Below are 20,275 nucleotides of genomic sequence, written 5' to 3'. Positions count from 1 at the left end.
GAACGGGATCTCTGTGACTAGGATCACCGCTTGGCGGCGGCATCCCCTCGCGAGATACGCCGTCCTGATTTTGGCGTTGGCGCTGGTCGGGATGGTATACGCCGCCTTTGTCCAGGCGGGTAAGCCTGCCGACGCGGCTCTGGCGGCAGGCAAGGTCGACGACGTGGCCGAGGGCAGGAGCCTGTTCGAGAAGCACTGCATGAGCTGCCACGGCACCAACGCGCAGGGCACCACGACGGCGCCCACGCTCATCGGCGTCGGGGCCGCGGCCGTCGACTTCCAGATGAGCACCGGCCGCATGCCGGCCGCCGCGCCCGGCCCGCAGGCGCCCCGCAAGCCCCCGGCCCCGTGGGTCAACGAGACGACGACCCGGCAGATCGCGGCCTACGTGCAGTCGCTCGGCGGCGGCCCGCAGGTTCCCGGGGCCGAGCAGGTCGACCCGAAGCTCGGTGACGCCGGCAAGGGCGGCGAGCTCTTCCGCGCCAACTGCATCCAGTGCCACAACTGGGTCGGTGCCGGTGGCGCCCTGACGCAGGGCAAGTACGCGCCCAACCTCAACGAGGCGACGCCGACGCAGATCTACGAGGCGATGGTCACGGGTCCGCAGGCCATGCCGGTCTTCAACGACACGACGATCACGCCCGAAGAGAAGCGCAGCATGATCGCCTACATCACCCAGGTTCGCGAGCAGAGGGACCCGGGAGGTTTCGCCCTCGGGCGTATTGGCCCGGTCACCGAAGGTCTCGTAGCGTTTGTGGTGGGCATCGCCGCCCTCGCACTCGCCGCCATCTGGATCACCGCGAAGAAGCGACAGAAGTCATGACAGACAACGAGCACGAGATCGAGCAGCCGGATGAGCGCGTGCCCAAGCGCGTCATCGGCACCCCCGCGCCGGGCACCTCGATGCTCGGCACCGCGGAAACGACAGAGGCCGACCAGGATGTCCCCGGCGTGACGCTGCAGGACCCGGTCAAGGCCCGCAAGGCCGAGAAGATCGTGGCGCTCTGCTTCACGATCACGTTCCTCGCGGCCATCGCCTTCATCATCTCCTACGTGTACTTCCAGGTCGGCAGCCCGGAGGCCACGGGCACCTCGAACCTGGCGCTGGGCAGCTCGCTCACCATCGCGATCCTGGGCCTGGCCGTCGGCATCGTGATCTGGGTCCGCCAGATCATGCCGAAGTACTCCCTGATCCAGGAGCGCCACACGATGGCCTCCGACGAGGCCGACCGTGACGTCGTCGCCGAGACCTTCGTGCGGGGGGCCAACGAGAGCGGCTTCGTCAAGCACAAGCTGCTGCGCCGCACGCTGCTGCTGGCGGCGGCGCCGCTCGGCCTGGTCCCGCTCGTGCTGCTGCGCGACCTGGACAACAGCCGGATGCCGGGCGCGCGCTTCAACAAGGAGCTGCGCCACACGGTGTGGGGCACCAAGACCAAGGAGGGCAAGCCGCTCAGGCTCGTCGTCGAGGGCACCGGCCAGCCCATCAGGGCCGCCGACTTCAACTCGCCCGGCGGCATCCTGTCGGTCGTCCCCGAGGGCTACCAGCACGACCTCAACGCCCTGGCCAAGGCCACGCTGATCCTGATCAAGTTCCGTCCGGAAGAGATCAAGAGCGGCACGAGGCTCAACTGGACCCACGACGGCATCGTGGCGTACTCCAAGATCTGCACGCACGTGGGCTGCCCAGCCGCCCTCTACGAGCAGAACACGCACCACATCCTGTGCCCGTGCCACCAGTCCACGTTCGACGCCGCCGACGGCGCCAAGGTCATCTTCGGTCCGGCCGCGCGGCCGCTGCCGCAGCTGCCGATCACCGTCGACGCCGAGGGCTACCTCATCGCCCAGGGCGACTTCGAGGTGCCGGTCGGGCCCAGCTACTGGGAGCGCGGTGACGCCGAGGCCGCCGCCAGGGAGAAGGGAGGCCAGGCATGAGCGAGCTGAAGGCCACGCCGAAGGCCATCGCCGGCCCGTCGAACTTCCTCGACGAGCGCCTCGGTGGCGCCAACTTCCTCAAGCGCAACCTGCGCAAGATCTTCCCCGACCACTGGTCGTTCCTGCTGGGTGAGATCGCGCTCTACTCGTTCGTCATCCTGCTGCTGACCGGGACGTTCCTGACGCTCTGGTTCAAGCCCAGCATGATGGAGGTCGCCTACGACGGCTCGTACGCGCCGCTCAAGGGCGTCATGATGTCGGAGGCCTACGCGTCGTCGCTGGAGATCAGCTTCGACGTCCGTGGTGGTCTGCTCATGCGGCAGATGCACCACTGGGCGGCCCTGCTCTTCGTGGCCGGCATGACGGTCCACATGCTGCGGGTGTTCTTCACGGGCGCCTACCGCAAGCCGCGCGAGATCAACTGGATCATCGGCGTGCTGCTGCTGACCCTGGCGCTGGCCGAGGGCCTGACCGGCTACTCCCTCCCCGACGACCTGCTCTCCGGCGCCGGTCTGCGGATCACCGAGGGCGTGGCGATCTCGCTGCCGCTCGTGGGCACGTACATCACGTTCTTCCTGTTCGGCGGGGAGTATCCGGGTGAGGATGTCATCTCCCGGTTCTACTCGCTGCACATCCTGCTCATCCCGGGCATCCTCCTGGCGCTGGTCACGGCGCACATGGTGCTCATGTGGGTGCAGAAGCACACGCAGATGCCGGGCAAGGGCCGCACCAACCAGAACGTGGTCGGCGCGCCGTTCTACCCGGCCTTCATGGCCAAGGCGGGCGCGTACTTCCTGTTCACGCTCGGCGTGATCAGCGGTCTGGCGACCTTCACCCAGATCAACCCGATCTGGCTGTTCGGTCCCTACACCCCGGCCGACATCTCCGCGGGCTCGCAGCCCGACTGGTACATGGGCTTCCTCGAAGGCTCGCTGCGCCTCATGCCGCCCTGGGAGATCAACCTCTTCGGCACCGCCAACGCGGGCACGCTGCCGCTGAGCGTCATCATCCCGGCGCTGGTGCCCATGGGCATCATCATGACCGGCCTGGCGCTGTATCCCTTCCTGGAACGCTGGGTGACCGGTGACAACCGCGAGCACCACATCGCCGACCGGCCGCGCAACAACCCGCACCGCACCTCGATCGGCATCGCCGCGATGACGTTCTACGGTGTGCTGTGGCTGCTGGGCGCCAACGACGAGATCGCCGCGAACTTCCACGTGAGCCTGAACCACACGACCTACGCGGGCCGCGTGCTGGTCTTCGTCGGGCCGGCGCTGGCCTACCTGATCACCTACCGGATCTGCCTCGGCCTGCAGCGCTCCGACCAGGCGATCGTCTCGCACGGTGTGGAGTCCGGCGTGATCAAGCGGCTGCCGCACGGTGAGTTCATCGAGGTCCACACGCCGCCGTCGGAGGACATCGAGGCCCACATGCGGGGCAAGGAGCCGGTGCCCATGCTGCCGGTCGACGAGGACAGCTCGGGCATCCCGCCGAAGGGCATGCGCGGGCCGCTCGGCAAGTTGCGCGGGCGCATGTCCAGGGCGTACGGCGGGGAGAAGATCCCGCTGGACGACGGTCACGGGCACGAGCACGAGGACGAGCACGCCGCCATCGGCAGCGGCGGGAGCGACGACCGCAGCATCACGCACTGACCCTGACGCCACAAACCGAACGGGCCCGGACGAATCTCGTCCGGGCCCGTTCGGCGTTGTCCGTGGGACGTGCCGGCGCGGGTCAGTCGGCCTCGGGGAAGCCGATCGAGAAGGCCGCGTCGAGGTCGTGCTTGGAGTAGGCGCGGAAGGCGATGTGCGTCTCGGTGTGCAGGACGCCGGCGACCTTGTTGATGCGCCCCGGCACCACTTCGGCGATCTCTTCGTACGCCGCGACCCGCACCATGGCCAGCAGGTCGTACTCGCCGGTGATGGAGTAGACCTCGCTGACGCCCTGGATCTCGGCGATCGTCTGGGCGACCTCCGGGATCCGGTCTACCTCTGCATTGATGTGGACGATAGCCGTGACCATGTATCAACTCTATCGTTTCACCTCAAAGGTCGCCCCTCCCGAGGGCGACGTTGGTCGAGATGCCGGTAAGCGAGGTCAATGCGAGCCTTGTGCCGGGCCGCGCCCTGGGCGGGCAGGCTCCACTCGCCGTCGACCTCCACCAGCCGCACCCCGGGCGACTCCAGCCAGCGCAGGATGCACTCCGTCTCCTCCGCGCTGGCCGCGTGCACCGGCCCCGGCCCGGGGATGACCACCTCCGCCGTGGCCTTGAGCGAGGCGACGAACGGGGTCGGGTGCGTGCCCTTCGGCATGACCCCGGCGGCGGCCAGCCGGCCGTAACGGACCACGTGGATGTCCCAGCCGCCGCCGAAGGCCGGGCTGGCGGCGACGAGCTGCGGGATGCGGGTGATGGCGCTGAGCCGCTGCATGCGGGCCGCCGTGCGGACGAACGCGGCCAGCCGGTCGCGGTCGACCGACGCCTCCTCGTAGCGCTGCTCGACCGACAGCCGCTCCATGCGGGCCGCGACCGCGCTGAAGACGGGGGAGGCGTCGAGGGTCATGGCGCGGCGGGCGCTCTCGACGTGCACGGCGTACTCCTCGGGGCTCTCCCTCCCCTCGCAGGGCGCGCCGCAGCGGCCCATCTCGTGCAGCACGCACGCGGCCCGGCGGGTGCGCAGCGAGATCGGCTGGGTGCACTGGCGCAGCGGGACGGCCTCGTGCAGCGCGATGCGGGCGTCGTCGGCCAGCCGCGTGCTGCTGAAGGGGCCCAGGTAGGTGGCGCCGTCGTCCTTGAGATCGCGCACGATCGACAGCCGCGGGAAGACGTCGGTGGTCAGCTTGAGCCACACCATCTTCTCCGGGAAGCGGGAGCGGCGGTTGTAGCGCGGCTTGGCGCCGCCGATCAGCCGCAGCTCGCGCACCTCCGCCTCCAGCGCGGTCGAGCAGACGATGTGCCGCACCCGCTCGGCGATGCCGATCATCTCGCGGATGCGGGGGCGGGTCTCGCCGGCGGTGAAGTAGGAGCGGACGCGGTTGCGCAGGTTGGTGCTCTTGCCGATGTAGAGGACCTCGCCCCGCTCGTCCTCGAACAGGTAGACGCCCGGCGCGTGCGGCACCGACTCGGCGAGGTGCCGCTTGCGCTGCTGCTCCGGCGTGGGCGCCCGGACGAACGACTTCAGCTCCTCCAGCGTGTGCACCTGGAAGGACCCGGCCCGCTCGATCAGCCCGTGCAGCACGTCGACCGTCGCCCTGGCGTCCTGGAGCGCGCGGTGGCACGGCTCGACAGGGCTGCGGAAGAACCTGGCGAGCGTGGCCAGCTTCGCGTTGGGCGTCTCGTCGCGGGTCAGCACGCGCCTGGCCAGGTCGACCGTGTCGACCACCGGGTTGCCCGGCGGGGGATAGCCGAGCGCCGCGCAGGCCGCCTTGATGAAGCGGGTGTCGAACCCCGCGTTGTGCGCCACCAGCGTGGCCCCCCTGATGAACTCCAGGAAGCTCGGCAGCACCGTCTCGATCTTGGGGGCGGCCACCACCATGGCGTCGGTGATGCCGGTCAGCACGGAGATGAACGGCGGTATCGGCCCCCCGGGATCGACCAGCGTCGAGAACTCGCCGAGCACCTCGCCCGCCCGCACCTTGACCGCCCCGATCTCGGTGATGGCGTCTTCGGCGGGCGCGCCGCCGGTCGTCTCGAGGTCGAACACGACGAACGTGACTTCGCTCAGCGGCGTGCCGAGCTCGTCGAGAGTGCCTTGAACCGCATCCACGAACCAAGACCATAGAGACGAAGACCGACAGGAACGAGTAAGCACCCCTCTTGATCCTTAGTTACCCTTCCCTTTATGTCCGCGGGAAGACTTGCCGGCCGATACTCCCTGCTGCGTCCGCTGGGCGCGGGCGGCATGGGGAAAGTGTGGCTGGCCAGGGACGAGATGCTTGATCGCGATGTCGCGGTCAAGGAGCTCACGCTGCCCGAGGGCATGTCCGACAAGGAGCGCCACGACCTGGTGACCAGGGCCGTGCGCGAGGCGCAGGCCATGGCGCGGCTGCGCCACCCCGGCATCGTGGCGCTGCACGACGTGGTCGTCGAGCAGGAGCGCCCGTGGCTGGTCATGGAGCTGCTGCGCGGCCGCACCCTGGCCGACACCGTGCGCGAGTTCGGCCCCATGCCGCCCGACTACGCCGCCAGGGTCGGCGCCGACGTGCTCGAGGCGCTGATGGCCGCGCACGCCCAGGGCATGCAGCACCGCGACGTCAAGCCGGGCAACGTGTTCCTGACCGAGAGCGGGCGGGTCGTGCTCACCGATTTCGGCATCGCCCGCCAGGAGGGCCAGGCCACGCTCACCGAGCAGGGGCTGATGATCGGCTCGCCCGGGTTCATCGCGCCGGAGCGGCTGGAGGGCGAGCCCGGCGGCCCGGCCAGCGACCTGTGGTCGCTCGGCGCCACGCTGCACGTCGCGCTCAGGGGCGTGCCCGCCTACGAGGGCTCGGCGGCCCAGCGCATCCGCGCCACGCTCACGCAGCCGGTGCCCGCCATGCAGGGGCCGCTCGGGCCGGTGGTGACCGCCATGATGGCCTACCGGCCGGCCGCCCGGCCCGATCCGCGTGTGGTCCTGCAAGCGCTGCGCCAGGTCGCGGCGGGCGGCCCCGCGCCGCAGCTTCCGGTCAACGCCGACGTGACGGCGCCGCGCGCGGCCGGGCGGCGGCGCCGGGCCACGCTCTGGATCGCCGCCGGGGCCGCGGTGCTCGCGGCGGCGGGCGCGACCACGTTCGTGCTGCTCGACCGCGGCGACGCCGGCGCGGCCGGCGCGTTCACCGTGCCGATGGACGTCTGCACGCTCATCGACCAGCAGGAGGTGGGCAGGCTGCTGCGCACGCAGAGCCCGCCCAAGGGGCAGCCCGACTCCGACGAGGTCGGCCCCAAGTGCGGCTGGCCGCTGCCCGGCACCGGCGTGGGCCTGCAAGTGCAGAAGGACTCCGACACCGTCGACCCGTGGTCCATGACCGAGTCCTCGGCCCGCACCCTCTTCCAGAACCAGCAACGCTACTGGGCCAAGTACGACAGCATCGACTGGACCTGGCCCGAGATCGGCGTGAAGAAGTCGATGCGGGCCGCGCGCACGCCGGTGCGGCAGCTCTCCGGCGTCGGCGAGGAGGCGTTCGGCTTCGAGCTGAAGGGCCCCACGGGCCGCGTCGTCTCCGCCCACGTCTACTACCGGCTGGCCAACCTCGTCGTGAACGTCGAGTACACCACGCTCGGCGAGAAGCCGACCGACGAGGACATCAGGCAGGCGGCCCTGAAAGCCGCGCAGGCGAGCGTGCGGGCGTTGCGCGATGCCCAGTGACCTCTACCTGCTGGCGGGCCGCTACCGGCTGATCGAGCGCCTCGGCCAGGGCGGCGCGGGCACGGTGTGGCGGGCGATCGACGAGATGCTCGACCGGCAGGTCGCGGTCAAGCAGGTCCGCGTGCCCGAAGGGCTCGGCCCGCGCGAGCGCGCCGAGTTCGCCGACCGGGCCATGCACGAGGCCAGGTCCGCCGGGCGGCTGCGCGACCCCGCCATCGTGCTCGTGCACGACGTGGTGCTCGAAGGCGACCAGCCGTGGATCATCATGGATCTGACCACCGGCCGCTCGCTCGACAAGGTGATCAAGGAACGGGGGCCGCTGCCGCCCGAGTTCGTCGCCGCCGTCGGGCTGCGCGTGCTGTCGGCGCTGGAGGTCGCCCACGCGCACGGCCTGCTGCACCAGGACGTCAAGCCCGCCAACATCCTGCTGGAGTCCGACGGCACGGCGATGCTCACCGACTTCGGCATCGCCGCGCCCATGGGCGGCAGGGGCGACGTGTTCGGCAGCGCCGGCTCGCCCGGCTACATGGCTCCCGAACGCCTCAACGAGCAGCCGTCCGGCCCGTCCGCCGACCTGTGGTCGCTCGGCGCGAGCCTCTACACGGCGGTGGAGGGCCGCGCGCCGTTCGAGCGGGCGCTGCCCGCCGCCGTCGCCGCGGCGGTGCTGCTGCACGAGCCGCCGTTCCCCGCCAGGGCCGGGCGCGAGCTGGGCGGCCTGCTCATGGCCATGCTCGCCAAAGACCCGGCCGCCCGCCCCACGGCTTCGCAGATCCGCCAGGTGCTGACCCGGCTCGCCGGCGCCGGCCCCGCCTCCGCCCCCGCGCGACCCCGCAGGTGGTGGCTGCTGCCCGCCGCGCTCGCCGCCGTCCTGGCGCTGGGCGCGGGCGGCTGGTACGCCGCCGCCACGCTCGGCGGCCAGGACACCGGCAGGTACGCCACCGCCCCCGACCCGTGCACCCTGCTCACCGACGCCCAGGCCGCTCAACTCGTCAAAGGCACCCCCAAACGCAGCCTCACCCGGCCCGGCGAGTGCCAGTGGCTCATCCGCGAGGGCACGCTGCCCGCCCGCAGCCTCGTCGTCCGCGTCTGGGCCGAGCGGCCCACCGGCGACCTCGACGGCCCCCAGGTGGCGCAGCGCCGCTTCGCCAGCGAGAAGAGCACCCGCGCCGCCGCCGAGGGCATGGGGCAGCGGCAGGCGTACGGGTCCGTCAGGGACGTCACCGGCGTGGGGGAGACGGCCATCGCCCAGAACGGCTTCAAGTTCTACATCAACTCCACCGAGAGCGGCACCGCCGACAGCATCCTGCTCTTCCGCACCAGCAACCTGCTGGGAGAGGTGGTGTGGCACCGCGAGGACGTGTCGGCCGTCGTCGCGCCCGGCGACGAGGCGGCCGACGCCATGGCGGACCCGCAGACCGCTCTCGCGGCGGCGCGGCTGGTAGCGGCGGCGCTGGCGAAATGAGACATGCCGGTCAGAGATGCTGTAGGCGCCTTGCGGAGGGCGTGACTAGCATGTCTCCCCGCAAGTCAGGGCAACCTCAGGAGTCCGCGTGAACCCCGGTAGCGAGTTCGAGCCGCCCACCAACCCTTACCAGGCGCCGGGCCGGCCCCCTCAGCCACCGCCACCCGCTGGGCCGCCACTTGCCGGGCCGCCGCTTGCCGGGCCGTCACCTGCTGGCCCGTCACCTGCTGGGCCGCCTCCGTCTGGGGGCCGTATTTGTCCGGCATGCCTCCCATGCCTCCCATGCCGCCTGGACCGCCTGGGCCGCCTGGACCGCCGCCCGGCGGGTACCCGGGCGGGCCGCCCCACCTGCCCCCGACCGTGCCGCCCATGCCGCAGCCCCCGCAGAAGCGGCGGCCGGCCTGGCTCATGCCCACCCTCGCCGCCGCACTCGTCGTGCTCGTCGCGGCGGGCGGCGTAGGGGCCTACCTCCTGTACGGCCAGCGCTCCGGCGGCCCGGCCCCGTCCGGCACCCGCTCGTCGTCGCCCGCCCAGCAGCCCGCGTCCGCCGCCAAGGCCCCCGACGTGTGCGCCATGCTGCCCAAGGAGGAGGCCGAGCGGCTCGTGCCCGGCGCGACCGTCTCCAGGTCGTCCAGAGACAGCGACTACACGGTCAACTTCGGCTGCAACTGGATCAACCAGCGCATCTCGTTCGGCGAGTTCTGGCGCAGCCGCGAGATCGACGTCAAGGTCGAGCAGCACAAGGGCGAGGGCGCCAAGACCGGCCGGGCGATGGCGCAGACGTCGTACGAGATGGAGTACCGCGGCGGCAAGTACGGCGAGACCGCCAAGCCGTCGCTCGACCCCGACGAGAAGGAGTACGTCTCCCCGGTCAAGGACGTCCAGGGCGTCGGCGACGCCGCGTTCGCCCAGTACACCTGGCGCCGCGACGGCAAGCTGCTCTGGTACGCGTTCGGCACCGCGCACGCCCGCGTCGGCGACATGACGATCGAGGTCAAGTTCCAGGCGGGCCAGCAGCGCAAGGACGCCCAGATCCTGAGCAACGAGAGCGCGCAGGCGGTCACGGAGGCCAACGCCATCCGCGAGGTCAGCGGCCTGATCGGGCACTTCGCCAAGGGCGTGGCGGCCTGGCAGGCGAGCAACCCCGGTGTGCTCGCCAAGGCCGAGCCGTCGGCCGCCGCCACCGTCTCGCCGACCGTCAGCGCGACGCCGTCGCCCACCGTGCTCGCCTCCTTCCCCGCCGAGTGCCAGGCCGTCACGGAGACGGCCACCCGGCTCGTGCCCCAGCCCGCCACGCGGGCGCGCGGCACCGCGGCCGGCGCCGACACCCAGACCGAGTGCCGCTGGCTCAACCGCGAGCTGTCCGGCGGCCCCGGCGTCACGAAGATCCGCAGCGTGCTGATCACCGTGCACCGCTTCACGAACCGGGCGGGGGCGGCGGACGAGGCCGCGGCCAAGGCGTTCTACGCCAGCGAGTACGGGCGTACCAAGACCACCGCCAAGTCCTCCATCGGTGGCATCACCTGGGGTGCGCTGACCGACGTCAAGGGGCTGGGCGACCAGGCGTACCAGCAGTACGTGCAGAGCAGGAGCGGCGAGGTCTCCGCCTCCAGCGGCTCGGTGATCGTGCGCAAGGGGCCGGTGGTCATCCAGGTCGACTACAGCGGCCACCAGCGGCCCAAGGACAAGGCGACCAACTCGCCCGAGGTGGTGATGATGCCGGAGAAGGAAGCCATGGCCGGCGCGCTCACCGTGATCAAGGCGTACCTGGAGAAGTCGGCCGGGTAGGTTCGTACCCTTCGGGCCTTCGCGACCGGCGGGGCCTTCGGCTGGGCAGGGCCGGGGCGCCAGGAGAGGCGCCCCGGTCGATGCCGCGCGGCGCCCCTCCGCGCACGCCCGGCGTCCCGCCTATCGTGACTCTGACTCACGATTTGTGGCAACGGTTAATGCGGCTGCAACCCGGTTGCAAGCGGGACAAATAGCGTTATGTCTGCAAGCACCTGAGCCGCGCGATCATGTTTGTCCAGTACAGGGGCATGGGCAAACCGTGGGGGATCTCGCGGCTCATTGCTTTTCCCGGGTCAGGAACGGCTCCAGCAGCCCAGGAACGGCCCGCGCGGCCAGGTCGAGGCCGCCGCCGCGGCCCACGTCCAGCACCTCGTAGTGACCCCGTCCCGCCGCCGTCGTCGCCGAGACCGTCAGCAGGCCGGCGCGGCGCTGGAAGTACGACTCGGTGAACGTCCAGCCCGCGATGCCCCTGCGATCGAGCGCCACCGTACGCCTGACCACCGCACCCTTCCTGGCGACCAGATGGCGAGCGGTCAGCGCGTGCCCGAGGCTCGCGGCCCCGGCCACCGCATGCCACACCCCGTACGCCAGCACCGCCACCGGCACCAGCCACACCCAGCCGCCCAGCCCGGCACCCACCCGGTCCAGTGCCGCCACCGCAACGATCACGAACATCATCAGCGCCGCCGTCACCAGCGCGCGCACCAGCCGCCTGCGCCTGGCCGCCGGCGGATGCGCCGCCAGCGCGGGCAGCCCGGCACCCGTGATCGCGGTGGCGACCCGCAGCGCCACGGCCCGCGGCATCGGCGGGGTGAGGGCGGCCACGTCCTCGGTCTCGTCGTCGGCGCGCTTGCCCAGCCCGGTCGCGATGGACCGGAGCCTGGCCGCGCCGCCCAGCCGCAGCAGCAGCGGCTCGCCGATCTCCACCCCGCGCAGCCTGCGCTCCTCCAGCGTCAGCGAACGACTGGTCAGCAGCCCCCTGCGCAGCCGGAGCCGGCCGGGCTCGCGCTCCAGCCGGTAACGTCCCCACGACTCCGCGAACAGCAGCGCCGCGCCGACCACCCCCACCAGCAGGTTCACCGCGAGCACCAGCGGGACGGTCACCAGCGGCCGCGCCGTCAGCCACGCCCACCCCTCCACCGCCAGCCGCGTCGTGAACCCCTTCAGCCCGAACGAGTCGAGCGCCTTGTACAGCGTGCCGAGCACCACGGCCGCGCCCGTGAACGTCCACACCGACAGCGGCGCGTACCTGATCCACGCCCAGCTCAGCTCCGCCAGCGGCCCGCCACCCTCCTCGGCCTCCTCGCCCTGGTGCAGCAGCGTGCGCCGCAACGCCTCGGCGTCGTGCCTGCTCAACGGGTCGAGCGCGAGCTCCGCGCCGTCCTCCGCCCGCTCCCCGGTGCCCACCTTGACCACGGTCAGCCCGAACAACCTGTTCACCGGATCGGCCCGCAGGTCCACGCTCCGCACCCGGTCGCGCGGGATCGACCGGTGCTGCCGGACGGTGATCCCCGACCGCAGCTCCAGCCGTTCCGGAGTGAGCCGCCAGCGCGTGGCACGCAGCCGCAGCACGTCGTACGCGACCACGGCGGCCACGATCAGCACCGCCGCACCCGCGCAGGCGGCCACCACGCCACCCACCGGCCAGTCCCGCCCCGCCAGGAACCGCACCAGCCCGGCGGAAGCCCCCGCGACGATCGCCAGCGACTTCACCCCGGACGCCCACAAACTCCGCGCCGCCAACCCCCGCCACTCCGTCGGCCCGCTCACGCCCGTACGGGCTGCTGTCCCTTGGGGAGGGGAGGACGAGGCCGCGTCGGCCCCTGGCCGGGACGCGTCGCCGACCGCCCAGGCCCCGCCGCCTCCCCGCCACAGACTCCCGCCCTCCGGCCCGGACACACGCCCTTCGGCACCATGCGCACCGCCGTTCGGGCCGTGCGGGCCGCTCGCCAGGCCGTGCGGGCCGCCCGCCGCGCTGGGCTGGCCGTTCGCCCAGCGGGTCGTGCCGCCCGTGGCAACTCCACCGTTGCCCGCGTCGGGCACCTGGCCTCCCCGATCAGGCGTCCAGCTTGTCGGGTGGCCTGCGCCGTTTCCCGCATCACGTGCACCGCCCGTGGGACGGGGTGCGCCGCCCGCCACCTCGTGCGCGCCTGCCGGGTCGTGCGTCCCTCTCGGGTTGTGCGCGCCCTCAGGGCCGTCCGCCCTTCCCGGGTCGTGTGCCCCTCCCGAGGCATAGGGGCCGTTCACGTGGCGTCTCCCGGGTTGCCTGGGTGAGGGTGGTGAGGCGGTCGGCGAGTTGCGCCGCCACCTCGTGGTCCAGGGCCTCGATCTTGATGGCCCCGGCCGACGAAGCCGTGGTGACCGTCACGTCCGCCAGTCCGAAGAGTCGCTGCACCGGCCCCCGCGCGGTGTCGACCCGCTGGATGCGGGACATGGGCGCCACCTGCCAGGTGTGCGTGAGCCACCCCTTCCGGATGTAGACGGCCTCGTCGGTGACCTCCCACCGCTCCACCCGGTAGGAGGCGCGGGGCGCGACCAGGGCCAGCCCGAGGCAGCCCGCCGCGAACACCCCCACGACCGCGCCCAGCCAGCCGGGCCGTTCGGTGAGGAACCAGTAGGCGGCCACGCCGGCCCCCGCGACGGGCACCATGAGGATGAGCCACTGGACCGTCCACCAGGCGACGGCCCGCGGGTCCACCTGGTGGCGCGGCGGCCGCAGCCGGGTCGCGTTCATTCGCCGTCCTCCGCTCTCTCCAGGGACTCGGCGACGGCGAGCAGCGCGAAGCCGAGCACCCCCATCACGATGGCCGCGAACACCTCATATCCCTTCAACACCGGCAGCAGGTCCACCACGAGCAGGGCACGGGCCCACTGCCACCATCCGAGCAGGGTGTTCAGCAGGCCGCCCACCCCTTGCAGGAGCAGCAGCCAGCCGGACACCCTCAGCACCGCTTGCATGCCGTCCAGCCTCGCCCGGAGGCCGGGGCGCCCGCGTCCGCCGTTGGTCGAGAAGGACACCGACTTTGGTCGCTGTCGCCGCACCCTTGGAAGGCCCTAACCTCGATGAACGTGACGGAACTGCGGGGAGACGGCGCCATCGCCCAGGAATACCGGTGGGCGCTGCCGTCGGTGTTGCTGGGCGACGGCCGCGCGGGCGGGCGCGTGCGGCGCTCGACGCGCGACTGGATCGTCGACATCCTCATGTTCCTGTTCGCCTGCGGCCTGACCTTCCTGTCGCTGATGGATCTGGAGGCGCAGCGCCAGCCGGAGGCGCTGCTGTTCGTGGAGCAGGTGACGGGGGCGCTGGCGTGCGCGGGGGTGTGGCTGCGGCGCAGGTGGCCGGTCGGGTTCGCGGTGGTCACGTCGCTGCTGTCCTCCTATCTCGACCTGGTGGGCGGGGCGTCGGTGGTGGCGTTGTTCACGGTGGCGGTGCACCGCCCGTTCAAGATCTCCGGCCCGATCACGCTGCTCGGTCTGGTCACGCTCGCCCCTTATGTCGCGTTGCGCCCGCAGACGGACGAGGACCGCACGTGGGCGCTGGCGCTCGGCCTGGCGTTCGTGCTGACGGTGTTCGCGTGGGGCATCGTGGTCAGGGCCAGGCGGCAGCTCGTCTGGTCGCTGCGGCAGCGCGCCGACAGCGCCGCCGAGGAGGCCAAGCGGCTCGAACGCGAGCGGATCGCGAGGGAGATGCACGACGTGCTGGCGCACCGCATCTCGATGCTGAGCCTGCACGCGGGCGCGCTGGAGTTCCGGCCGGACGCGCCGCCGGGCGAGATCGCCAGGGCGGCCGGGGCCATCAGGACCAACGCCCACCTGGCGCTGCAGGACCTGCGCGAGGTGATCGGCGTGCTGCGGCACTCGGCCTCCGACGGGAGCGGCGGGGAGGCGGGTGAGGGCGCGGTGCCCGACCGGCCGCAGCCCACGCTCGCCGACCTGCCCGCGCTGGTCGAGGAGTGCCGGCACGCGGGCCTCGACGTCCGGCTCGACCTGCGCGCCGACGGCGCCCCCGAGGGGCTGGGCCGCAACCTCTACCGCATCGTGCAGGAGGCCCTCACCAACGCGCGCAAGCACGCGCCCGGCGCCCCGGTGACCGTCACCGTCGAGGGCGCCCCGGGCAAGGGGCTGTCGGTGCAGGTCCGCAACCCGCTGATGGCGCGCCAGGGTGCGGTGCGGCACGGCGCGCGCCTCCCCGGCGCCGGCGCCGGCCTCATCGGCCTGACCGAACGGGCGGAGCTGGCGGGCGGCCGGCTGGAGCACGGGCCGACGCCGGAGGGTGAGTTCTCGGTACGCGCCTGGCTGCCGTGGCCGGCGGAGACGGAACGGGAGAGCGGCGGATGACGGGCGGAGACGGATCGGGAGAGTGGCGGATGACGACGGAGACGGATCGGGAGAGTGGCGGATGACGGCGGAGACGGATCGGGAGAGTGGCGGATGACGGCGGAGACGGATCGGGGAAGCGGGGCATGACCGGGGACGGAACGGGGGGAGCGCGGCGTGACGGGTGACGGGCCGATCAGGGTGCTGATCGTGGACGACGACGCGATGGTGCGGGCCGGGCTGTCGATGATCCTCGGCGGCGTGGCCGACATCGAGATCGTGGCGGAGGCGGCCGACGGGTCCGAGGTGCCGCCGCTGGTGGGCGAGCACCGGCCCGACGTCGTGCTGATGGACATCCGTATGCCCGGCATCGACGGCCTGACCGCCACCGAGACGTTGCGCCGCACGTCCGAGCCGCCCGAGGTGGTGGTGCTGACCACGTTCCACGCCGACGCGCAGGTGTTGCGGGCGTTGCGGGCGGGGGCGGCCGGGTTCCTGCTGAAGGACATCGCGCCGGGCGACCTGGTGCAGGCCATCAGGAAGGTGGCGGCGGGCGAGCCGATCCTGTCGCCGGCGGTGACGCGGCAGCTCATCACGCACGTCTCCGACGGCGGCGGGCCGGGCGAGGAGCGCGGCGAGCGCGCCAGGAAGCTGCTCGAACGGCTCAGCGAGCGCGAGCGCGAGGTGGCCATGGCCGTCGGCCAGGGCAAGTCGAACGCCGACATCGGCCGCGAGCTCTACATGAGCGTGCCCACGGTCAAGGCGCACGTCTCGCGCATCCTCACCAAGCTGGGGCTCAACAACCGGGTGCAGGTGGCGCTGCTGGTCTACGACGCGGCCTCGTAGCCGCCGAGCAGCTCCTCGATGGTGGCGCGGTGCAGCACCAGGTCGTCGGGGTCGTCGGGCATGGTCAGCTCGCCGAAGTGGATCCTGCGGTGCCAGATCCTGGCCATGATGACGCCGTGCCGCAGGGCCGCGTACATCTCGTAGAAGGCGAGGTCGCGCGGCTCGTAGCCGGTCAGCTCGCGGTAGGTGCGGCAGACGTCCTCGCGGCGCATGAACCCGGGCATGCCGGGCAGGCCCGCGCCGACCGTGATGTCCTGGAAGAAGCGGTGCAGGAAGATCATCCATGACAGGTCCAGCTCGCGCGGCCCGACGGCGGCCATCTCCCAGTCGAGCACCGCGACGGGGGTGAAGTCCTGGTACATCACGTTGCCGATCCGGGCGTCGCCCCAGGTGAGCACGTCGGGGCCGGGGTCGTCCGGCCAGTGCTCCTCCAGCCAGCCGAACGCGCGCTCCAGCAGCGGGACGCGGCACTCGCCGTGGGCCCATGCGTAGTAGGCGCGCTGCGCCTCGACGTGCGCGCGCAGCCCGGCGGCCCCGAACGGGGCCAGCTCCTCCGGGGTGAACGCGGTCTGGTGCAGCGCCGCCAGGAGCCGCACGCTCTCGTCCTGCAGCCGGCGCTGGTCCTCGGGGGAGGCGTCGTGCAGCCAGCCGCCGAACGTGTACGGCATCACGTCGGGCGGCACCTCGCCCTCGGCCCGCTCCATGACGAAGAACGGGGTGCCGAGCGGCTCGGGGTCCGGCTCGAACCAGAGGGCCCTGGGCGCTGGGATTCCAGCTTTTTCCCTGGCCAGGCGCATGATGTGGAACTGGGCCCGCAAATCGTACGAGGGGAAAACCGGAACGGCTTCCACCGCAGGTGCGAGCCTCGCTACGCAGCGCGTACCCTGCCCGTCCCAGGTGGCGGTGAAGAACAGGGTCTCGCTTGACAGCCCGTTTTCCGACGGCCTGGACATCTCGGACACCGTGGCGTCCGCGCCGACCCGGGAGCGGAGCCAGACGGTGGCGCGTTTCCGCAGTTCTTCCAGGTCACGGGTGGAGGTGCGGAGCTGTTCCGTCACGGTGTGCCTCCCGGTTGGACATCTGCCCTTCGACAGTCGTATACCCCCTAGCAAGCGCTTGTCCATATAGAGGTGGCCGTTACGGTCAGGTACGCAACAGCCGTACCCTTGTCTGAAAGGGCATGTCACGAAGGGACAAGTGGGATGAGTTCAGCGGGTGAAGGCCTGTCTCGCCCGCTTCCCGAGCAGGTGCGGCTCAATGTCGTGGATCTGGCTTCCCAGGTCCTCGGCTCGATGCCCGCTGCCACCATCCCGCCGCCCCTGAGAGGCATCGCCAAGTTCGACCCCCGCAAGCGGGCCAAGCTGGGCGGGGCGCCCATCGCCGCGCAGCTCGAGAACGACAAGAAGTTCCGCGAGCTGGTCGCCGAGTCCGTGGCCGCCGGCTGGCCCGAGCTGGTCGCCTCGCTCGCCGAGGGCAACATCCCGCCGGCCGCCGACCCCGTGCTCGTGGCCGCCGCCGCGTACCTCACCAGACCGCCCGGCTGGGCGGAGATGATCGAGACCGCCCGCGCCGACCTGGAGCAGTCGGCGGTCGCCGCCGAAGACCTGGAGCGCGAGGAGACCGTCACGCGGCTGCGCGAGCAGCTCGCCGCGCAGAAGAGCGCCGCCAAGGAGGAGGCCGACCGGCTGCGCGAGCAGATCAAGGCGGCCCGCGCGGAGAACTCCGACCTGCGCCGCAAGCTGCACGACGCGCGCGAGCGGGCCAAGGCCGCCACACGCAGGGCCGAGGAGATGGAGCGCGCGGCCGAGGAGGCCCGCACGGCCGCCACCGCCGCCGGCAGCGCCGGCGAGTCCGAGCTGCGCCGGCTGCGCGAGCGCCTGGCCGACGTGGAGAAACAGCTCGAAGCCTCCCGCCGCGCCGCCCGCGAGGGCAGAAGCATCGAGGACGCCCGCATCCGCGTGCTCCTCGACGCCCTCCAAGACGCCTCGGCCGGGCTGCGCCGCGAGCTCGCCCTGCCCACCACGATCAGCCGCCCCGCCGACTCGGTCGCCGCCGTCACCGGCGAGCGCCCCAACGTGCGGGGCGTGCCCGCGCGCGCCCTGGCCGACGACGACCCGCAGCTCCTCGACCAGCTCCTCGCGCTGCCACAGGTGCACCTGATCATCGACGGCTACAACGTCACCAAGACCGGCTACGGCACCCTCACCCTCGCCGACCAGCGCACCCGCCTCATGACCTCGCTGGGCGGGCTGGTGGCGCAGACCCGGGTCGAGGTGACCGTGGTGTTCGACGGGGCCGAGCTCAACGCGCCGGTGCAGGTGGTGGCGCCGCGCGGGGTGCGGGTGCTGTTCAGCGCGCCGGGCGAGATCGCCGACGACCTCATCCGCCAGCTCGTACGCGCGGAGCCGCCCGGCCGCGCCATCGCCGTGGTGTCCTCCGACCGGGAGGTGGCCGAGTCCGTCAGGCGCATGGGCGCCAGACCCGTTCCGTCTGGCTTGCTGCTGCGCCGGCTCGGCCGCGCATAAATTACGAATTGGTAGGTTTGGCAATACCCCGCCTGCCACTTCTGTACTATTTCGCCCCAGGTGTAATCCCTGGGAGGCGATACAGTGAGGTTTGGCCGGGTACCGGTGGCCGCGGGTCTCGCGTTCGGACTGGTGCTGTCCCAGACGGGAGCCGCTCACGCCGATCCTCGCCCCACCTTGGCGCAGGCCAAGGCCAAGCTCGAGAAGCTCAACGACAAGGCCGACAAGGTCGTCGAGCAGTTCAACCAGGCGAACGAGCGCTACAAAAAGGCCAAGACCACCTACACGAAGCTGAACGACAGCTACAAGCGCAAGCTGGCGACCGTCGCCGACCTGCGCTCACAAGTGATCGGGATGGCCGTCGAGAGCTACAAACTCGGCGAGGACGTCACCTCCTGGCCCGGCCTCTTCAACACGAACAACCCCTCCGCCATGCTCACCGGATGGGCGGTGGCCGGCCAGCTCTCGCAGGAACGAGCCGAGAAACTGGCCGCCTTCGACCGCGAGAACAAGGGGCTCAAGGCCGAGCGCGACAAGGCCGAGGTGGCGCTCGAAGAGGCCGACAAGGAACGCGACGCCGTCGAGAAGGAACGCTCCGAGATCCGCAAGCTCATCGCCGAGCAGAAGAAACTCCTCAAGAAGCTGGGCGCCTACAACCCCGGCAACCCCAACAGCGTCGGCATCAAGTACACCGGCCCCGCCTCCGGCAGCGCCGCGGCCGCCCTGCGCTTCGCGTACGCACAGGTGGGCAAGCCGTACATCTACGGCGGCACCGGGCCGCGCGGCTACGACTGCTCCGGCCTCACCCAGGCGGCCTGGGCGGCGGCCGGCGTCTCGCTGCCGCGCACGACGTGGCAGCAGTGGTCGTGGGGGGCCAGCCGCCGGGTATCGCTCGACGCGCTTCAGCCTGGGGATCTGATCTTCAGCGAGGGTTTGGGACACGTCAGCATGTATGCGGGTAACGGGCAGATCGTCCATGCGCCGCAGACGGGCGACGTCGTCAAGGTCGTCAAGCTCTCCTCTTACGGGCGGTCGCTGGTGGGCGCGGTCCGCCCGTAATCGTCCGCTTTCGCGCGGGGGTGGGTGAGGGCCGATTTCGGTCCCTGACCGCCCGGGTTTCGGTCACGTACGGTTGCGGTCACGCGCGACGCGCCAGGGTGGTGGAAGGGGTCGCCTGACGCGGCGGCTGTACGGCGTCCGTCTGGCCGCATGGTGGCCGGCGTGGTGCCCAGCGCGATGGCCCAGCACGGCTGTGGCGGCACTGCGCCCGGCACGCCACGTTCGACCGCGCACCAGTCTGACGCCGGGTCGGCGGGGTGGTGTGAGACGGTGGCGCTTGGCGATGCCGGGTCGGTGGGGCGGTGTGTGGCAGTGGCGTTTAGCGACGCTGGGTCGGCAAGGCGGTGGGCGGCGGTGGCGCTTGGCGGCGCCGGGCGCGCTTTCGCGTGCCCTGCTTGGCGCCGGGTCGGCGGGGTGGTGTGCGGTGGAGCTCGGCGCAAGGTGTGCGGTGCTCAAGGTGGGCACGTGCGAGGGGTGCTGCATGGGGGCGTGATGGTGCTCTGTGGCGTGTCCGGCTGCGGCGGGTAGCGCCAGGGAGGTTCGCAGGGGTCGCCGGGCGTGGCGGCTGGACCGCGTCATGCCGGCGGCAGGGTGGCCGGCGCGGTGCTTAGCGCGATTGTCCGATACGGCTGTAGAGCCCGCCTTGGGCGCCGTACGCCTTGCGCCGAGCCCCACCGCACACCGTCCCGCCGACCCGGCGCCGGATAGGCATGCGAAACCTGCCTGCCGGGGCGCAGTGCCCCCTGTGCGGGCCGCGTAGTAGGGCGCTTTGTCGTGCGCCGCGTGGTGGGGCGCCGCTCCGTGCCCTGCGTCGTGCCCTGCGTTCGTGCGTTGCGCCGTGCACTGCGTCATGCGCTGCGCCGTGCGCCGCGTCGTGTCCCGCGGTGCGCTTAGAGGTGCCTGTTGCGTGAGTGGTCGCATGAAACGGCGGGGTCTGAGGCGGGGCCGGTACATCTACGATGCCGCATCGTAGATACGGGCTCGCGAGGTTCTCAGAGAGG

The 20,275-nt window shown here is 71.8% G+C and carries 15 protein-coding genes and 1 pseudogene; 10 read left to right on the top strand and 6 right to left on the bottom strand.

Annotated elements, in window-relative coordinates; all coding sequences use genetic code 11:
- Positions 1 to 13: 13 nt before the first annotated feature.
- From qcrC to qcrB, 3 genes are read left to right on the top strand one after another with little or no spacing between them, the layout of a single operon-like run.
- On the top strand, positions 14 to 823 hold the full coding sequence (gene qcrC, locus KIS93_RS43615; RefSeq protein ID WP_155128170.1) for a cytochrome bc1 complex diheme cytochrome c subunit: 810 nt from the start codon (positions 14 to 16) through the stop codon (positions 821 to 823).
- Positions 820 to 1,932, top strand: a complete 1,113-nt coding sequence (gene qcrA / locus KIS93_RS43610; RefSeq protein ID WP_080041190.1) for a cytochrome bc1 complex Rieske iron-sulfur subunit — start codon at positions 820 to 822, stop codon at positions 1,930 to 1,932. The genes qcrC and qcrA overlap by 4 nt, the downstream gene beginning before the upstream one ends.
- Positions 1,929 to 3,587: a cytochrome bc1 complex cytochrome b subunit gene (qcrB, locus tag KIS93_RS43605; RefSeq protein ID WP_080041189.1), complete on the top strand. Its 1,659-nt coding sequence runs from the start codon at positions 1,929 to 1,931 to the stop codon at positions 3,585 to 3,587. The genes qcrA and qcrB overlap by 4 nt, the downstream gene beginning before the upstream one ends.
- Positions 3,588 to 3,669: 82 nt before the next feature.
- Here the strand turns inward: qcrB and KIS93_RS43600 are convergent, their stop codons facing one another.
- The gene (locus KIS93_RS43600) at positions 3,670 to 3,957 is read right to left on the bottom strand and encodes an Lrp/AsnC family transcriptional regulator (RefSeq protein ID WP_080041188.1); all 288 of its coding nucleotides are present in this window, start codon (positions 3,955 to 3,957) and stop codon (positions 3,670 to 3,672) included.
- Positions 3,958 to 3,974: 17 nt separating this feature from the next.
- Complete coding sequence (locus tag KIS93_RS43595; RefSeq protein ID WP_080041187.1) at positions 3,975 to 5,699, bottom strand: DEDD exonuclease domain-containing protein; 1,725 nt, start codon at positions 5,697 to 5,699, stop codon at positions 3,975 to 3,977.
- A 75-nt stretch (positions 5,700 to 5,774) separates the two neighbouring features.
- Between KIS93_RS43595 and KIS93_RS43590 the strand changes: the two genes are divergently transcribed.
- The 3 genes from KIS93_RS43590 to KIS93_RS43580 all read left to right on the top strand — a co-directional run bounded on the left by KIS93_RS43590 (position 5,775) and on the right by KIS93_RS43580 (position 10,527).
- Positions 5,775 to 7,277: a serine/threonine-protein kinase gene (locus KIS93_RS43590; RefSeq protein ID WP_080041186.1), complete on the top strand. Its 1,503-nt coding sequence runs from the start codon at positions 5,775 to 5,777 to the stop codon at positions 7,275 to 7,277.
- On the top strand, positions 7,267 to 8,739 hold the full coding sequence (locus KIS93_RS63820; RefSeq protein ID WP_080041185.1) for a serine/threonine-protein kinase: 1,473 nt from the start codon (positions 7,267 to 7,269) through the stop codon (positions 8,737 to 8,739). Before KIS93_RS43590 ends, KIS93_RS63820 begins: the two co-directional genes overlap by 11 nt.
- Positions 8,740 to 9,108: 369 nt before the next feature.
- Positions 9,109 to 10,527, top strand: a complete 1,419-nt coding sequence (locus KIS93_RS43580; protein ID WP_080041184.1) for a hypothetical protein — start codon at positions 9,109 to 9,111, stop codon at positions 10,525 to 10,527.
- 276 nt (positions 10,528 to 10,803) lie between these two features.
- Here KIS93_RS43580 and KIS93_RS43575 read toward each other — a convergent pair whose 3' ends face one another.
- From KIS93_RS43575 to KIS93_RS43565, 3 genes and pseudogenes are all read right to left on the bottom strand, one after another.
- Entirely contained in the window at positions 10,804 to 12,240 is a 1,437-nt protein-coding gene (locus KIS93_RS43575; RefSeq protein WP_186404775.1) for a PH domain-containing protein, read from the bottom strand.
- A 530-nt stretch (positions 12,241 to 12,770) separates the two neighbouring features.
- Positions 12,771 to 13,261: pseudogene (locus tag KIS93_RS43570) on the bottom strand (PH domain-containing protein).
- The gene (locus KIS93_RS43565) at positions 13,258 to 13,485 is read right to left on the bottom strand and encodes a hypothetical protein (RefSeq protein WP_155128166.1); all 228 of its coding nucleotides are present in this window, start codon (positions 13,483 to 13,485) and stop codon (positions 13,258 to 13,260) included. The pseudogene KIS93_RS43570 and the gene KIS93_RS43565 overlap by 4 nt, the downstream one beginning before the upstream one ends.
- Before the next feature lie 111 nt (positions 13,486 to 13,596).
- Here KIS93_RS43565 and KIS93_RS43560 point away from each other — a divergent pair, with 111 nt between their 5' ends.
- Complete coding sequence (locus KIS93_RS43560; protein WP_230466423.1) at positions 13,597 to 14,865, top strand: sensor histidine kinase; 1,269 nt, start codon at positions 13,597 to 13,599, stop codon at positions 14,863 to 14,865.
- A gap of 156 nt (positions 14,866 to 15,021) precedes the next feature.
- Positions 15,022 to 15,690 (top strand): response regulator, encoded by a 669-nt coding sequence (locus KIS93_RS43555; protein WP_168010214.1) that lies wholly within the window; start codon positions 15,022 to 15,024, stop codon positions 15,688 to 15,690.
- On the opposite strand, the gene KIS93_RS43550 is transcribed toward KIS93_RS43555, so the two are convergent.
- The gene (locus KIS93_RS43550) at positions 15,672 to 16,748 is read right to left on the bottom strand and encodes a phosphotransferase family protein (protein ID WP_080041179.1); all 1,077 of its coding nucleotides are present in this window, start codon (positions 16,746 to 16,748) and stop codon (positions 15,672 to 15,674) included. The genes KIS93_RS43555 and KIS93_RS43550 overlap by 19 nt on opposite strands.
- A gap of 204 nt (positions 16,749 to 16,952) precedes the next feature.
- Between KIS93_RS43550 and KIS93_RS43545 the strand changes: the two genes are divergently transcribed.
- Both KIS93_RS43545 and KIS93_RS43540 read left to right on the top strand, forming a co-directional pair.
- Positions 16,953 to 18,215 carry an NYN domain-containing protein gene (locus tag KIS93_RS43545; RefSeq protein ID WP_230466422.1) on the top strand — a complete coding sequence of 421 codons (1,263 nt, stop codon included), beginning with the start codon at positions 16,953 to 16,955 and terminating at the stop codon, positions 18,213 to 18,215.
- Positions 18,216 to 18,320: 105 nt separating this feature from the next.
- A complete protein-coding gene (locus tag KIS93_RS43540; protein ID WP_246005449.1) occupies positions 18,321 to 19,274 on the top strand; it encodes a C40 family peptidase in 954 nt (317 codons plus the stop codon).
- The last annotated feature ends 1,001 nt before the right edge of the window (positions 19,275 to 20,275 follow it).

The sequence above is a fragment of the [Actinomadura] parvosata subsp. kistnae genome, assembly GCF_900323885.1.
Lineage (GTDB): Bacteria > Actinomycetota > Actinomycetes > Streptosporangiales > Streptosporangiaceae > Nonomuraea > Nonomuraea composti.
The sequence above is the reverse complement of the archived record's forward strand: the minus strand, read 5'-3'. Positions and strand labels throughout refer to the sequence as shown.

What these genes read in the sequence shown, in the direction of transcription:
- KIS93_RS43590 (WP_080041186.1), top strand. Translation starts at nt 5,775, where the DNA reads ATGTCCGCGGGAAGACTTGCCGGCCGATACTCCCTGCTGCGTCCGCTG.
- KIS93_RS43580 (WP_080041184.1), top strand. Translation starts at nt 9,109, where the DNA reads ATGCCGCAGCCCCCGCAGAAGCGGCGGCCGGCCTGGCTCATGCCCACC.
- KIS93_RS63820 (WP_080041185.1), top strand. Translation starts at nt 7,267, where the DNA reads ATGCCCAGTGACCTCTACCTGCTGGCGGGCCGCTACCGGCTGATCGAG.
- KIS93_RS43600 (WP_080041188.1), bottom strand. Translation starts at nt 3,957, where the DNA reads ATGGTCACGGCTATCGTCCACATCAATGCAGAGGTAGACCGGATCCCG.
- qcrB (WP_080041189.1), top strand. Translation starts at nt 1,929, where the DNA reads ATGAGCGAGCTGAAGGCCACGCCGAAGGCCATCGCCGGCCCGTCGAAC.
- KIS93_RS43565 (WP_155128166.1), bottom strand. Translation starts at nt 13,485, where the DNA reads ATGCAAGCGGTGCTGAGGGTGTCCGGCTGGCTGCTGCTCCTGCAAGGG.
- qcrA (WP_080041190.1), top strand. Translation starts at nt 820, where the DNA reads ATGACAGACAACGAGCACGAGATCGAGCAGCCGGATGAGCGCGTGCCC.